Source organism: Kaistia terrae (genome assembly GCF_026344005.1).
Taxonomy (GTDB): domain Bacteria; phylum Pseudomonadota; class Alphaproteobacteria; order Rhizobiales; family Kaistiaceae; genus Kaistia; species Kaistia terrae.
Genome location: NZ_JAPKNH010000007.1, coordinates 63,765 through 78,193 on the forward strand (window position 1 = coordinate 63,765; position 14,429 = coordinate 78,193).

Annotated in this window: 12 protein-coding genes and 1 riboswitch; of the genes, 7 read left to right on the plus strand and 5 right to left on the minus strand. The window is 66.2% G+C overall.

Translation table 11 applies throughout. From position 1 onward, the window contains the following. Positions 1-106: 106 nt before the first annotated feature. From OSH12_RS18640 to pip, 3 genes are all read left to right on the plus strand, one after another. A complete protein-coding gene (locus OSH12_RS18640; protein ID WP_266345113.1) occupies positions 107-1,333 on the plus strand; it encodes an amidohydrolase family protein in 1,227 nt (408 codons plus the stop codon). A gap of 92 nt (positions 1,334-1,425) precedes the next feature. Then, positions 1,426-3,213: a sodium:solute symporter family transporter gene (locus OSH12_RS18645; protein ID WP_266345114.1), complete on the plus strand. Its 1,788-nt coding sequence runs from the start codon at positions 1,426-1,428 to the stop codon at positions 3,211-3,213. Position 3,214: 1 nt separating this feature from the next. Further along, positions 3,215-4,189 carry a prolyl aminopeptidase gene (gene pip / locus OSH12_RS18650; RefSeq protein ID WP_266345115.1) on the plus strand — a complete coding sequence of 325 codons (975 nt, stop codon included), beginning with the start codon at positions 3,215-3,217 and terminating at the stop codon, positions 4,187-4,189. Between the two features lie 197 nt (positions 4,190-4,386). Here pip and OSH12_RS18655 read toward each other — a convergent pair whose 3' ends face one another. From OSH12_RS18655 to OSH12_RS18665, 3 genes are all read right to left on the minus strand, one after another. After that, positions 4,387-4,911 carry a hypothetical protein gene (locus OSH12_RS18655; protein WP_266345116.1) on the minus strand — a complete coding sequence of 175 codons (525 nt, stop codon included), beginning with the start codon at positions 4,909-4,911 and terminating at the stop codon, positions 4,387-4,389. Positions 4,912-5,126: 215 nt separating this feature from the next. Beyond that, positions 5,127-5,585 carry a MerR family transcriptional regulator gene (locus OSH12_RS18660; RefSeq protein WP_266345117.1) on the minus strand — a complete coding sequence of 153 codons (459 nt, stop codon included), beginning with the start codon at positions 5,583-5,585 and terminating at the stop codon, positions 5,127-5,129. A gap of 113 nt (positions 5,586-5,698) precedes the next feature. Then, a complete protein-coding gene (locus tag OSH12_RS18665) occupies positions 5,699-6,019 on the minus strand; it encodes a hypothetical protein (RefSeq protein WP_266345118.1) in 321 nt (106 codons plus the stop codon). A 12-nt stretch (positions 6,020-6,031) separates the two neighbouring features. Here OSH12_RS18665 and OSH12_RS18670 point away from each other — a divergent pair, with 12 nt between their 5' ends. From OSH12_RS18670 to OSH12_RS18680, 3 genes are all read left to right on the plus strand, one after another. Next, positions 6,032-9,169 carry a hypothetical protein gene (locus OSH12_RS18670; protein ID WP_266345119.1) on the plus strand — a complete coding sequence of 1,046 codons (3,138 nt, stop codon included), beginning with the start codon at positions 6,032-6,034 and terminating at the stop codon, positions 9,167-9,169. A 205-nt stretch (positions 9,170-9,374) separates the two neighbouring features. Beyond that, the gene (locus OSH12_RS18675; protein ID WP_266345120.1) at positions 9,375-10,304 is read left to right on the plus strand and encodes a sulfite exporter TauE/SafE family protein; all 930 of its coding nucleotides are present in this window, start codon (positions 9,375-9,377) and stop codon (positions 10,302-10,304) included. After that, positions 10,301-11,077 (plus strand): TIGR02186 family protein, encoded by a 777-nt coding sequence (locus tag OSH12_RS18680; protein ID WP_266345121.1) that lies wholly within the window; start codon positions 10,301-10,303, stop codon positions 11,075-11,077. The genes OSH12_RS18675 and OSH12_RS18680 overlap by 4 nt, the downstream gene beginning before the upstream one ends. A gap of 20 nt (positions 11,078-11,097) precedes the next feature. Here the strand turns inward: OSH12_RS18680 and OSH12_RS18685 are convergent, their stop codons facing one another. Together OSH12_RS18685 and OSH12_RS18690 are read right to left on the minus strand one after the other, a co-directional pair. Then, a complete protein-coding gene (locus OSH12_RS18685; protein WP_323180691.1) occupies positions 11,098-11,370 on the minus strand; it encodes a DUF6460 domain-containing protein in 273 nt (90 codons plus the stop codon). A 115-nt stretch (positions 11,371-11,485) separates the two neighbouring features. Further along, positions 11,486-13,138 carry a cisplatin damage response ATP-dependent DNA ligase gene (locus tag OSH12_RS18690; RefSeq protein ID WP_266345123.1) on the minus strand — a complete coding sequence of 551 codons (1,653 nt, stop codon included), beginning with the start codon at positions 13,136-13,138 and terminating at the stop codon, positions 11,486-11,488. Between the two features lie 107 nt (positions 13,139-13,245). Then, a riboswitch (FMN riboswitch) is annotated at positions 13,246-13,395 on the plus strand. An 87-nt stretch (positions 13,396-13,482) separates the two neighbouring features. Between OSH12_RS18690 and OSH12_RS18695 the strand changes: the two genes are divergently transcribed. Beyond that, complete coding sequence (locus OSH12_RS18695; protein WP_266345125.1) at positions 13,483-14,379, plus strand: DMT family transporter; 897 nt, start codon at positions 13,483-13,485, stop codon at positions 14,377-14,379. Positions 14,380-14,429: the final 50 nt, after the last annotated feature.

Below are 14,429 nucleotides of genomic sequence, written 5' to 3' on the forward strand. Positions count from 1 at the left end.
CAGCTTGCTTCGTCATGGCGTGGGACTTGCTTGGAAAGACCCGGCCGCGACGCGTGAAATCCCGCCACGCGTTCGGCTGCGTCGCATCCCAAGCCCCGGAATCCGCATGATTTTCGATCTCGTCCTGCGCAACGCCAGCCTGCCCGAATACGGGCCGGCCCTGGTCGATATCGGCGTGATCGAAGGCAGCATCGCCGCTATCGGCGCCAATCTCGGCCCCGCCGCGCGGAACGTGGAGGCCGGAGGCAGGCTGGTGCTGCCCGGCTTCGTCGACAGCCATATCCACCTCGACAAATCCTGCATTCTCGAGCGCTGCACGGCCAAGGGAGCGCTCTCCGAGGCGATCGCCGAAGTGGCGCGGCTGAAGCACGATTTCAGCGAGGATGACGTCTACGCCCGCGCCGAGACCACATTGGTGAAGGCGATCCTGCAGGGCACGATGCGCATCCGCACCCATGTCGAGATCGATCCGCGCATCGGCCTGCGCTCGTTCACGGCGCTCCAGCGCCTCAAGCGCGACTACGCCTGGGCGGTGGATCTCGAACTCTGCGTTTTTCCGCAGGAAGGGCTGCTGAACGACCCCGGCACGGAAGAACTTCTCGTCGAGGCCTGCGAAGTTGGCGCCGATCTCATAGGCGGCTGCCCCTATACCGACAGCGACCCGCACGCGCATATCGACCGCATCTTCGCGATCGCGGCGCGCTTCGACCTCGATATCGACTTCCACCTCGATTTTGATCTCGATCCGAGCTGGATGCATCTCGACGCCGTTCTCGACGCGACGGACAGGACCGGCTGGAGCGGCCGCGTGGCCGTCGGACATGTGACAAAGCTCTCCGTCCTGCCACCCGAGGCGCTGACCGCCATCGGCAATCGGCTGGCGGCTTCCGGTATCGCCGTCACCGTGCTGCCGGCGACCGATCTGTTCCTGATGGGACGCAAGCACGCCCACAGCGTGCCGCGCGGCGTCGCGCCAGCGCACCGTCTGGCCGAGTTGGGCGTCACCTGCTCGCTCGCCACCAACAACGTCCTGAACCCGTTTACGCCGTTCGGCGACGGATCGCTGAATCGCATGGCCAATCTGTATGCCAATGTCGCGCAACTGGGACGCCGAGCGGAGATGCTTTGCTGCCTCGACATGGTGACGGCGAGCGCGGCCAGGCTGATGCGCTGCACCGACTATGGCATCGCCATCGGCAACCCCGCCGATTTCGTCGTCATGGATGCGACCGACCCCGCCCATGCCGTCGCCGAAATCGCGCAGCCGCTGATCGGCTTCAAGCGCGGCATCCAGACGTTCGAGCGCGCCGCCGCGCGCCTGATCCGCCCCTGAGCGTGTCCTCCTCCCTCTCCCGATAGCCTCGCACATTGACAAGGCGGGTGGGCTCCTGTCCGATCCGGCGGGGACAGAACAGCGAGGCTTTCGTGGTCGGAGAAGTACGTCTGGGAACCATGGCGGCCATTTCGATGGTCGTCGTGCTGGCAAGCCTGGGGCTGGTCGATGCGCTCGATCGCTTCGGGGCATGGCCGGTGTTGCCGGCGCTGTTCCCGGTCGTGCCGCTGGGGATCGCCGCCATAGTGGCCATCGCCATGCGCTCGCTCGATTTCAACGACATCCTGCGCGGCGGCAACATCCATTCGTCGAGCCTGGGCTGGGCGCTGGGCGGAACGGCGCTGTCGACGGTCGTGCTCGTCGCCAGCCCCGTCGGGACGGCGCTCGGCGGCATACGCGGGCTCATCCTCATCGCCACCTTCGTGATCGGCCTCGCCCTGGCAACCTTCCTTGTCGCGCCGGCCCTGCGCGCCATGCGCGCGACGACGCTCGCCGAGGCATTTGGCGCGAAATATGGCGCACCGGCGCGGACACTCGTGGCAATCACCGTCGTGCTGATCCTGCTGCCGCTGCTCGCGGCCGAAACCTCGCTCGCCGGCACCGTTGCCTCGCGCATGCTCGGCCTGTCGCCGCAATTGGCCGAAGACATCATCCTCGGCCTGGTCGCCATCGGCTGCATCGCCGGCGGCATGCGCGCGGCCATCGCGCTCGCGGCCGTGCTGGGGCCGGTCGTCGCGCTGGCCTATCTCGTTCCGGTCGCCGCCGTATCGCTCGGCGAGACCTGGCTGCCCTTGCCGTGGATCGGGCTGCTCGAGCCTGAAACCCTCACGACGACGACCCGCATTCCCAATGTCGTCGCCCTCGCCTTCTCCGTTTCGCTGATTGTTGGCGTGGCGGTGATGCCAGCCCTGCTCTTCCCGGCCTGGACCGCTTCGAGCAAGCCCCCCGCCCGGCGAAACATGCTGTTTGGCGTGGCCTTCGCGGCAGTGATCCTGCTGGCAGCGCCGAGCTATGCCGTCTATGGCCGGCTGGCCGGTATCGATCCCGCCATCGATCCGCTTGGCCTCGTCGTCAATTTTCCCGACCGCGTCGGGCTACCCGCCATGCCGGCCGTCCTGCTGATCGGCGGGCTGCTCTCCGCCGCGCTGATCACCATCGCCATGGCGCTGGCAACCACCGCGACGACCCTGGGACACGATATCTATGGCGGGGTGATCGAGCGGAAGGCGCCGGCAGGGCGGCGCATCTTCGTCACCCGGCTCGGCATGATCCTCGTCGTCGGCGCGATCCTCGGCATCAACCGCATGGCGCTGGGCAGCGCCGCCATGCTGGCGGGAGTCTCGCTGTCGATCGCTGCCGCAAGCCTCGGCCCGGCACTGTTGATCGGATGGCGCCTTCGCACCACCACGCAGCTCGCGGTGCTCGCCGCCATCGCGGTCGGCCTGTGGCTGACGGTCGTCAACGTGCTGCTCGCCCGCTTCGCGCCGGAGTTTTCCGGTTCTTATCTTGGCATGGGCGTCGTGATGCCGACGGTTCTCGGCCCCACCGGCTGGTTTGGACTTCCCGTCGGCCTCTCCGGCCTGATCGGAATTGGCGGCGGACTGGCGACGCTGCTTGCCGTCTCCTGGCTGCCGCGTGTGCACTGGCCTTTGCTATGGCTGCGCGTGCGCTACATGGCCCGACGGCTGAAGCGGAAATTCCCCGCCCGCACACGGCCGCTCACCGCAACTGCCCCGGCCAACGTCAGCGCCGGACCGGAAGTGGCCGCAGCGCCCCCGCCGCCAGCCGCCGAGACACCGATGTTCGGGCCGTTCCCGGAGATCAAGGATTCGGGCACTCCCGATGATCCACGACCGACCCTGCGCCTTTCCGGAGTTTGACATGCCCCCCGATGCATCCGCCCAGATCCGCCTGCAATTGTTCCCCACCATCGAGCCCTATGCGGTCCACCGGCTCAAGGTCTCGGATCTGCACGAAATCCATGTCGAGGAATGCGGCAATCCCAACGGCAAGCCGGTGCTGATGGTGCATGGCGGACCGGGCGCCGGCTGCGGTCCCAACATGCGGCGCTATCACGATCCCGACGCCTATCGGATCATCCTGTTCGACCAGCGCGGCTGCGGCCGCTCGACGCCGCATGCGGAACTTCGCGAGAACACCACCTGGGATCTGGTTGCCGACATGGAGACGATCCGGGCCCATCTCGGTATCGACAGATGGCAGCTACTCGGCGGCTCGTGGGGCTCGTGCCTGGCGCTCGCCTATGCCGAGACGCATCCCGAGCGCGTCACGGAACTGGTGCTGCGCGGTATCTTCACGCTGCGCGAGCGCGAGGTTCGCTGGTTTTATCAGGAAGGCGCCTCCTGGCTGTTGCCGGAAGCGTTTGAGGCGTACCAGTCCATCATTCCCGAGGACGAGCGCGACGACATGGTCGGCGCCTATCACCGGCGCCTGATTTCCGGCGATGAAGCATCGCAGATCCAGTTCGCCCGCAGCTGGGCGATGTGGGAAGGCAACGCGCTATCGCTGCTGCCGGATCCGATGCGCGTCTCGGCCTTTGGCTCGCCCTACTATGCGCGCGCCTTCGCCCGCATCGAGGCGCATTATTTCGTCAACAAGGGGTTCTTCGACCGCGACGACTACCTGCTGGCGAATGCCGGCCGCATCGCCGACATTCCCGGCGTCATCGTGCATGGCCGCTACGATCTCTGCACTCCGGCGGCGATCGCCTGGGATTTGTCAAAAGTCTGGCCCAAGGCCGAACTCAACATCGTTCCCGACGCCGGCCATGCGATGTCGGAGCCGGGAAATATCCACGAACTGATCACCGCGACCGAGCGCTTCAAGGCCCGCTAGAGCAGGATCCACCTTCTTTGAAACATCCTTCTTCACCTCTCCCTGAGGGAGAGGTCGACGGCCAAAGGCCGGCGGGTGAGGGTTTACGGCCTCACCGGATGGTTCCCTAAACCCTCACCCGGCTCTTCGAGCCGACCTCTCCCTCAGGGAGAGGTGAGAAGTCGCAATCGACCCAGATGGATCTTGCTCCAGGCGGATCAGGTCTTGTTGTCGTCGGCTTCGCGCTTCATCTCGCGAACCATGCCGAAAAAGCGGCTCATCAGCTCCTCGCTGAAATTGAGCGCGCGATCTAGCTCGGGATCTCCCGTGGGCGGCGCGACAGCACGTGTTTTCATCCGTCCGTCGACGTCGTCGAGACGGGAGCGCAAGGCCGCGACCTCGCGCGACAGCGCGTCGACCTTGTCGCTGAGGGCGACGGCCGGATCCGGTCGGGAGAGCACATTTTCGGGGATGGCGGCGCAGGTCCAGACCGAGCCGGTGGTGGCGTCACCGCGGCGGCAATGGGACACCGTGCCGGTTTCCGTGTCGAGGCGGACAAAACCGCCCTCGGCCGGCACCATGGTGTAGCGGCCGGTGCGCGCGGAATCCGAAGGGCCTGGCGCAGATGGCGTCGTGGCAGGAGCCTGATTGGCGGTTTCCGCCAGCGCTGCCCCGCTCACCGGCAAAAGCGCCAGCCAGCACAGGATCAGTCCGGCGCGCCTGAGGGTGTCTGGTACCCGCATCGGCTTCCTCCTCGATTGTCCCCCGCGCCATGTTAGCACGCCGAGCGGACGGCGCGAACCCGGTCGGGAGGGCCCGGGTTCCAACGCCTGAAATCCGAAGCCCTGATTTCAAGGCCCGAATTCCAAGGCCGGTACCCGCGGGAGGAGATTTCCGGGTACCGACCTCGGTGGCGCGCCGAAACGACGGCGCGCCTGCCAACCTCTTTGCGGACCGCTCAGGCGGCGCCGGCTTCCTTCTGGCGGAGCAGCCCGGCAACGACATCCACGGTGCGGCGCAATTCGTCGAGCGCCTGCTCGATGTCGACCTTCTGACGCTCCAGAACGTCGATCTGCTCGTTGAACTTGCGCAGAGCCAAACGCATCTGCAGCACCTGGCCGTCCTTCAGATCGTAGAGATCGAGCATCTCCTTGATCTCGGTCAGCGAGAAGCCAACCTTCTTGCCCATCAGCACCAGCTTGAGGCGCGAACGGTCGCGGCGCGAATAAATCCGGTTGAGGCCTTCCCGGCGGGGGTTCAGGAGGGCCTTGTCTTCGTAGAAACGCAGCGTGCGAAGCGTGACATCGAACTCACGCGACAGGTCGCCGATTGTGAAGGTGGTCTGCTTGTTGCCATCCGAGGCGCCGGCACCGTCGAGATCATCACGGGAAATCCCCGCGAGGTGGGCCATGCTCATTGTGTCATCCTTATTCTAGATCGTCGTAAACCGGCGAACCGAGGGAAGGTTGCCGAAATGCGTTCCTCAGTCATGCAGGTGTCGCAGCGTCAGGTAAAGCGCTTTAGCGTCACCTAACGGAAATCTTGTTCCTCATAACTGTTAAGTGGGACTTCAAAAATGGCGAAATGCGCGACGAAAGCGCGCAATCCGGGGGAAATCGCCAATCTCGTTACCGAAGCCTTGCGGATCGCCATCATGGTTAACCCGTTGTTTACCATGATGCGCCGAAGCTCCATGGGACACGCGGGCGTGGAATCACCCGTCGCCGCAACCGGGTACGACGGCCACGGAAGCGGCGCGGTGATGACAATGGGGACGATGCTGGTGAGCCGGGCATCTGGGGGTCGGTATTCATGAAGACGGGCAGCAGGTCGGGCTATGGAACGGGCCATTCGGGCTCGGACGTGCCTCCGCATTCTGCGGCCGAGCACCCGCGCCGTGCGGAACCCGATGCGGCCGAGCGGCTGGCCGCGCTCTCCGCGCTCGTCGACAGCCTCTCCCAGCAGATCGAAGTCATCGAGGACGCCTCGACGCATCCCCAGCGTGCCGCCGCGCCCGTCGCCAAACCCGCGCCGTCCACGAGAGAGCCCGATCCGCACGCCGCACTTGAAGGCCGGTTCGACGCGCTCGGCCGCCAGCTTGACGACCGCCAGTCGGATAGGCTGAGCGGGATCGAGACCCGGCTCGCGGCGATCGCGTCCCAACTCGCTGCCGCCAAGTCGAATCTGGCTCCGACTGCCGCTCCCGCACCGGAGCGCCCTGCCACCCACCTTTCGACCGAGACACCGCCGCGCCCGCGCGCCGAACAATTGAGCGGCCTGCAGGCAGCCATCGCCGAAATTTCGAGCCGGCAACGGGCAATCGACCTCGAGACGAGCGCGCCGGCGAACCATTTCGACGCCATCGCCATTGAAGACGCCATCGCGGCGCTGCGCGACGACATCGCCCTGCTCGGCCGGCGCGTCAGCGCCGAAGCCCGCCGCACAGACGAGAGCAGCCAGACGCTCAAGAACGAGCTCGCCGCTCGCATCGAGGCTCTGGCAGATTCCAGGGCTCCCGCTTCCGACGTCCTCGGCCTGCTGCGGCAAGATCTCGCCGAGATCCGGCAGTCGCTCGATCTGGCCGCGCGCGAGACGACGCTCGCCAGCATTGAATCCGGCTATGGCCACATCATCGAGCGGCTCGACGACATCGTTCGCCGCGCGCCGGAAGCCGACCGCTTCGACCGTCTGGCGCATGAAATCGCTCAACTCGCCAATTCGATCGAAACCAGCGCGCCCTCGCGCGAAGTCGAGACCGAGCTGGAAGACATCCGCAACGCCGTCGCGTCGCTGTCGATTTCCCGCTCCGATGCGGTCAGCGCCGCGGTCGAGCGTCAGATCTCCAGCCTGCACGCCGCCATCGACACGCTGGCCTCGCGCCCGGCTCCCGCCATCGACCTCTCCAGCATCGAGCGCGAGATCGACGCCCTGCGGCGGGATATGGACGGCTTTTCGCGCGGTGCCGATCCGCTGGCGCTGATCCGGCTGGAAAAGCAGATCGCCGGCATTCGCGCGACGATCGACGACATCGACCCGCGCCCGGCCGGCCTCGATTCGACCGCGCTGTCGCGGCTGGAAGACCGGATCGATGCGCTGGCGGGCCGCTTTGATGCGCTTGCCGAACTGCCGACACTGCGTGCGCCGACGGCTCCCGACGCGCTGGACGGATTGCGCTCCGAAATCACGCAGTTGCGCGAAGACTTTGCGCGCCCTGCTCGCTTCGACGCCATCGAGGAGCAGATGCAGGCGCTTGTCCGCCGGCTCGACGCCACGACACGCAACGACGACAGCCAGGCACTGGCCCAGCTTGAGGCGCAGGTTGGCGCGCTCGCCGAGCAGTTTTCGTCGGCACCAGGAAACGCCGCGTTGACGCGCGTCGAGGAGAACCTCGACCGGCTGCAATCACTGCTCGGCAACACCCGCCAGGACACGATCGACGCGGCCCGCGACGCTGCCCGCTCAACCTTCCGCGAGTTCGCAGACACCCTGCCCGCACGCAGCGACGATTCGCTGATCCAGGCGCTGCGCGAGGATATGCGCCAGCTGCAGGAGGCCGCCGACCGTTCCGGCCGCCAGACGCATGACACGCTGGAAGCTGTGCACGACACGCTTGCCAAGGTAGTCAGCCGCATCGCGCAGCTGGAAACCGACGAAGCGCCGCCCAGCGCCTTGGCAGCGACGCGCGCGCCGGCGCCGCGCGAAACTCGTGCGCCCGCCTCTTCGCTCCCCGCCGGCCTGCCCGAAGCCGACCGCCCGCTGGCGCCCGGCTCAGGCCGGCCCGTTCTGCCGCCCATCGTCCAGCCCGATGCGAGCATTGCCCGCACCCAGACATCGGCCGCGACGCAATCTTCCCGGCCAGGCGACCGCAAGGCCGACTTCATCGCCGCCGCCCGTCGCGCCGCACAGGCAGCCCACAGCGAATCCGCCGAGACGGCGCCCGAAGAGAGCGACGGCCGTCCGAGCACGCTTTCGCGGATCGGCGATGCTCTGCGCTCGCGCCGCCGGCCGATCGTGCTGGCAATCGCTGCCATCGTGCTGGCCATTGGCGCGATGCAGCTGACGCCGCCGGCCTCGCGCCAGGCCCAGAGGGATACGACGCCGACCGACCCCGTCTCCACCGGTTCGATCCCGGCCAAGCCCGTCCAAGGCACGAATCCGTCGCCGGCTCTGCCTCCCCTGCGCACGCCCGGGCCGCAAGGCATGGTCGCGCCGTCGACCGACAGCACCAGCGCGCTGGCCTTCTCGCCGCCCGATGCCGAGGACAACCAGATCGCGGCGCTTGCCACGACCCCGCCATCGGCCTCCAGCTTCAACAGCGCGGTGTCTCCCGGTTCGACACTGCAGTCCGCGGCGGACGCGGGAGACCCGATCGCAGCGTTTGAAATCGCGCGCCGTTTCGCCGATTCGAGCCAGGGGACGCCGGACGTGCGCCTCGCCGCCGAATGGTACGAGCGCGCCGCGAAGGCCGGCCTCGCCATCGCGCAGTATCGCATTGGCAGCCTGTATGAGCGCGGCGAAGGTGTCCCGCGCGACCTTTCCGCCGCCCAGTCCTGGTATATCCAGGCAAGCGACAAGGGCAACGCCCGCGCCACCCACAACCTCGCCGTCCTGCTCAGCGAGGGCGCGACGGCGGAGCCAAACTATATCCGCGCCGCGCAGTATTTCACCCTGGCCGCCAATCTCAACGTCGCCGACAGCCAGTATAATCTGGGCGTGCTCTATGCCCGGGGCCTCGGCGTCAGCGTCGACCTGGTGCAGTCCTACAAATGGTTCGCGCTGGCGGCCCAACAGGGCGACCGCGACGCCGGCAAGCGCCGCGACGAAGTCGCCAAGGCGATGAAGCCGGAGGCGCTCGCCGCCGCTCGTGCCGACGTTCAGACCTTCAAGGCGAAACCGCTCGATACCACGGCCAATTCCGAGCCGGCTATCAAAGCGGAATGGAAGCCATCCAGCGCTCAGACGTCGCTGCGCGTGGTCCGACCGAGTGCCACGCGCGGGTAGCCAGCTGAATAGCGGACGGCGCGATATCCGCTGCCGCCGCAACATGCGTTGACAGGGCGGGGACAAGCGGCTTTATCGGCGCCGTTGGCTATGCTTCGCCATGGTTTCGCCAGCGACGCCATCTGTGGTCTGACCGGACAGTTGCCCGCTCAGACTTCCGGGCGGCCTTGACCTCCACGCCACCCTACTCAGCGGTTCTGTCGTCGTGCAGATCTACCTCCCCATAGCCGAGATGCCGGTGAACATGTTCATCATCTTCGGCATGGGCGGCGCCGTGGGCTTTCTTTCGGGCCTGTTCGGGGTGGGCGGCGGCTTCCTGCTGACGCCGCTGCTGATCTTTTCCGGCATATCGCCGGCGGTCGCCGTCGCCAGCACGACGGCGCAGGTCGTCGCCTCCTCCTCTTCGGCCGCGATCACCTATTATCGCCGCCGGATGATCGACATGAAGCTCGCCGGCGTGCTGGTCGCCTCCGGTGTCGTCGGCTCGTCGATCGGCGTCGGCATCTTCAGTTTGCTGCGGCGCTGGGGCCAGCTCGATCTTGTCATCGCGCTTTGCTACGTGACCTTCCTCGGTCTCGTCGGCGGGTTGATGCTGACCGAATCGATCCGCGCCATGATCAATGCGCGCAAGGGCCGCCCCGCCCCGCTGCGCCGGCCGGGTCAGCATAACTGGGCGCATGGCCTGCCCTTCAAGATGCGCTTCAAGCGCTCCAAGCTCTATGTCAGCGTCATCCCGATCATCGCCATCGGCGTCGGCATCGGCATACTGGGCTCGCTGCTGGGCATTGGCGGTGGCTTCATTCTGGTGCCTGCACTGATCTACCTGCTGCGCGTGCCGACCAACATCGTCATCGGCACCTCGCTGATCCAGATGACCGGCACCATGGCCGTGGCGACCGTGCTGCAATCAACCAGCAACCACACCGTCGATGGGGTTCTGGCGTTGATCCTGATGGTCGGCGGCGTCATCGGCGCGCAATTCGGTGCCCGCGTCGGCGCGCATGTTCGCGGCGACCAGCTCCGCGCCATGCTGGCCATTCTGGTGCTGGGCGTCGGCATCCGCTTTTTCGTCGATCTAGTGCATACGCCGGCGGAATTGTTCTCGCTGGCGACGCTGGCGGGCGACACGCGGTGACACGGCTCGCGGCCCTTCTGGTGTTCTGGGGCGTGGCGTTCGCGACTGCGCCGGTCCGCGCCGAACAGCTGATTGTCGCCCTTTCGGCCGAGGAGGTGCGGATCACTTCCAACTTCACCGGCACCAGCATCACCGTCTTCGGCGCGATCGAGCGCGATGCGGCGACCGTGTCGCGAGCGGAATTCTATGATGTCGTGGTTTCGGTGAAGGGACCGGCCGAGACCGTCGTCACCCGGCGCAAGGACCGCTTCGTCGGCATCTGGCTGAACAATGCCTCGCGCACCTTCGTCAACATCCCGTCCTTCTATGCGGTGAACGCGTCGCGGCCGCTTTCCGAAGTCACCACGCCGCAGATCCTGAAGCGCTTCCAGATCGGCTCCGACAACCTCGTCTTTCCGGTCTCGGCCGACGACGGCGCAGAGAGGGCCGGGCCGGACGACGATTTCCGCAAGGCCTTCATCCGGCTGAAGCAGCAGGACGGGCTCTATCGAAGCGAAGCATATGGCGTGAAGTTTCCCGGGACAGAGATCTTCCAGACAGCGGTGCAGATCCCGGCCAACGTGCCGGTCGGACGCTATGTCGTGACCGTTTATCTGTTCCGCGACGGCGCCATGCTCGCTTCCGACCAGTCGGAGATCCGCATCTCGAAAATGGGGTTCGAGCAGTTCACCTTCGACCTCGCCCACAATCAGGGCCTGATCTACGGCCTGATCTGCGTCATCCTTGCGGTCTTCACCGGCTGGCTCGCCGGCGTCATCTTCCGCAGGGACTGAGCCTCAGCACTGGACCGAAATCAGTTGCCGCCCTTGCCCAGATTGAGCAGGCGGATGACGATCCAGACCGGGATGACGATGACCGCGCCGAGCAGGAAATACTGCCAGACCCATTCGATCGCGCCAAAGCCCATGTTCCAGATGCGCCAGACCAGCTGCTGAGCCTTCTGGACGATGTCGTAGGGCGAGATGCCGAGCGCCGACAGCACGATACCGACGATCAGCGAGATGACGATCAGCCGAAGCAGAACCTGGCCGGGCGAGCCGCCCATGAAGCGTTGAAGGCCGTTCATCGTCATCTCCTGTGACGCCGCACCCGACACGGGCCCGGCGTTCGATTCGGTCGGATGATAGCGGATCAGTGCGGCGGGAAAACGGGCTAAAATAGCGGCTGTTGTTTCATCCCGCTTATGGCTCGAGCAACGCCTCCAGCGTCTCGATCCGGTCAGCCTCGCGCGGCGGCTTGTCCCAGCGCAGCCGGCTGACGCGCGGAAAGCGCATGGCGACGCCGGACTTGTGCCGGGTCGAGCGGTTCAGCCCCTCGAACGCCACCTCCAGCACCAGCCCGACCTCGGCATTGTGCGTCACCTCGCGCACCGGGCCGAAGCGGTTCAGCGTGTTGCGGCGGACGAAGCGGTCGATCTCGACCAGTTCCTCATCAGTGAACCCGAAATAGGCCTTGCCCACCGGCACGAGTTCATCGCCGCCCTCGCCCGCCTTCCAGACGCCAAAAGTGTAGTCGGAATAGAAGGACGAGCGCTTGCCATGGCCGCGCTGCGCATACATCAGCACGGCATCGACCGTGTAGGGATCGCGCTTCCACTTGAACCACGGCCCCTTCGGGCGTCCCGGCTCATAGACCGAATCCCAGCGCTTCAGCATCAGCCCCTCTATAATCGGGACCGGCGGCAGGCTGCGCTTCTGCATCAGATCGTCTGATGTCTCGTAGGCAACCAGCGGCGACAGGTCGATGCGGCCCGCCAGTGAGCCGGCAACCAGCTTCTCCAGCCGCGCCCGGCGCTCGCGAAACGGCAGCGTGCGGACATCCTCGGCGCCATCGACGAGGCAATCATAGGCACGGATAAAAGCGGGGTGACTGGCGATCAGCTTGCCGGAAACCGTCTTGCGGTTGAGGCGCTGCTGCAGTTCGGAGAACGAGCCCGGCTCGATCGCCTCGCCCTCGCGGCGGCCGACGAGCAATTCGCCGTCAATCGCGCCCTCGAAATCGAGCGCGTCGAGCATGTCCGGGAAGGTGTCGCCGATATCCTCGCCGGTGCGGGTGTAAAGCCGGCGCACGCCAGCGTCCGACACCGCCTGCACGCGGATGCCGTCCCATTTCCATTCCGCCGCATAGACCTCCGGCACGATGCGCGGCAGGTCGTTTTCCTCTAGTGGCTGCGCCAGCATGACCGGCCGGAACGGGCCGCGCGCCGAGGAGACCGGCTTTGCCTCCCGCCCCTCCAGCCAGGCGAACAGCGCCAGATAGGGCGGCTTGAGCCCGTGCCAGAGTTCCTCGATCTCGTTGACCTGCAACCCTTCGACCTTCTCGGCACCGAAATCGGCCAGGGCCTGCTTGGCGAGACGGGCCGAGACGCCGATGCGCAAGCCGCCGGTGACCAGCTTCAGCAACGCCCAGCGACCATCGGAATCGAGCGCGTCGAGAAAGGCCGCCACCCGCTTCGGCCCGTCGGCGCGCGACGAGGCGAGCAGAGTTTCGACAATCGCCGAGAGCGACGGAATGTTGCTGCCGGTTTGTGGGGCCGGGGCGGGGCGCATCGTCGGCCCGCCGCGCTCGTCCCAGACCAGCGCGATCGTCTCGGCGAGGTCGCCGACATAGTCATAGGAATAGGCGAACAGCACCTCGTCGATGCGCTCGGCCACCAGCGCCCGCAGCATGGCGGGCTTCACAGAGGGTACGTCGAGCCCGCCGGTCAGCGCCGCCAGCGCCCAGCCGCGATCGGGATCTGGGGTCACCCGAAAATACTCCGCCATCAGCCGCAGCTTGGCGTTGCGCGACGGCGTCAGGATCAGGCGGTCGAGGAGAGCGGCGAAATCCTGCATGGCGCCAATCTAGGTTTTGCCGTCGCCCACGAAAAGCCCCTGCCCCGACCGGGTTGCGATGACGCGGCCAAGCGCCTAAGTATCGGCGGCTCGGCCTTGCGGCCGGGACTCGTTCTCAGGGCGGGGTGTAACTCCCCACCGGCGGTAAGAAGGTCTCCTTCAAGCCCGCGAGCGCCTTTCCGTTCCAGCGGGAAGGGTCAGCAGATTCGGTTAAATTCCGAAGCCGACGGTCATAGTCCGGATGGAAGAGAACGGCGAAGACGATGCGAACCGGCCCCTTGCGGCCGGTATGCGCGTATTTGCTATGCCCTGATTTCGTGTTGTCGAACCCGATGGGAACCAACATGAGTCAGTCTACCCTCACAAAACCATCCGCTCTCGGAGCGCCCGTCGCAGGCGCCTTCTGGATGATCCTCGCCGGCGTCGCGTTCACCGGCGTCAACACGCTCGAACAGATCGCCACCGTCAATCTGCACCTGCCGGCGTCGACGGCGGCCTTCCTGCAATATGCCGTCGCCCTCGTCGTCATCCTGCCTTGGGCCGCTCGACGCGGCCTGCCCTCGCTCAAATCCCGCCGACCGGGCCTGCAGGCGCTGCGCGTGCTGCTCGCCGCCGTCGGCGTGCAGTTCTGGGTGCTCGGGCTTTCGCACGCCGTGCCAATCGGCCAGGCCATCGCGCTGGTCATGACCTCGCCCTTCATCGTCACGCTCGGCGCCGGGCTGTTCCTCGGCGAAAAGGTCTCGCTCGAACGCTGGCTCGCCGTCCTCGTCGGCTTTGCCGGGGGATTGATCATCCTCGATCCGTTCTCGGCCGAATTCACGACCTCCATCCTCTATCCGCTGGCAGCTTCGGTGCTTTGGGCCGGCGTTTCGCTGATCCAGAAGAAGCTGCTGGCCGTGGACAGTCCCGAGGCGGTCACCGCCTGGCTGCTCCTGCTGCTCGCGCCGGTCAATCTGGTGCTGGCGCTGCCGTCCGGCATCGTCATGCCCTCCGGTGATGCATGGATCGCGATCGTCGCGGTCGGCATCATGACAGCCGCGGCGCAAGGCTTCCTGGCGCTGGCCTATGCCAAGGCCGACGCAGCTTATGTGCAGCCCTTCGATCATATGAAGCTGCCGCTCAACGTGCTTGCCGGCTGGCTGGTCTTCGGCTGGGTTCCATCGAGCCAACTCTGGCTCGGAGCGGCGCTGATCGTCGGCGCGTCGATGTTCCTGCTCTGGCGAGAAACGCGACGCCAGTGAAAGCGAAACTGCGATTCTTCATCTCTCCCTGAGGGAGAGGTGAGAAAACC

What these genes read in the sequence shown, in the direction of transcription:
- pip (WP_266345115.1), top strand. Translation starts at nt 3,215, where the DNA reads ATGCCCCCCGATGCATCCGCCCAGATCCGCCTGCAATTGTTCCCCACC.
- OSH12_RS18695 (WP_266345125.1), top strand. Translation starts at nt 13,483, where the DNA reads ATGAGTCAGTCTACCCTCACAAAACCATCCGCTCTCGGAGCGCCCGTC.
- OSH12_RS18665 (WP_266345118.1), bottom strand. Translation starts at nt 6,019, where the DNA reads ATGGCCCGTTCCATAGCCCGACCTGCTGCCCGTCTTCATGAATACCGA.
- OSH12_RS18690 (WP_266345123.1), bottom strand. Translation starts at nt 13,138, where the DNA reads ATGCAGGATTTCGCCGCTCTCCTCGACCGCCTGATCCTGACGCCGTCG.
- OSH12_RS18660 (WP_266345117.1), bottom strand. Translation starts at nt 5,585, where the DNA reads ATGAGCATGGCCCACCTCGCGGGGATTTCCCGTGATGATCTCGACGGT.
- OSH12_RS18685 (WP_323180691.1), bottom strand. Translation starts at nt 11,370, where the DNA reads ATGAACGGCCTTCAACGCTTCATGGGCGGCTCGCCCGGCCAGGTTCTG.
- OSH12_RS18655 (WP_266345116.1), bottom strand. Translation starts at nt 4,911, where the DNA reads ATGCGGGTACCAGACACCCTCAGGCGCGCCGGACTGATCCTGTGCTGG.
- OSH12_RS18640 (WP_266345113.1), top strand. Translation starts at nt 107, where the DNA reads ATGATTTTCGATCTCGTCCTGCGCAACGCCAGCCTGCCCGAATACGGG.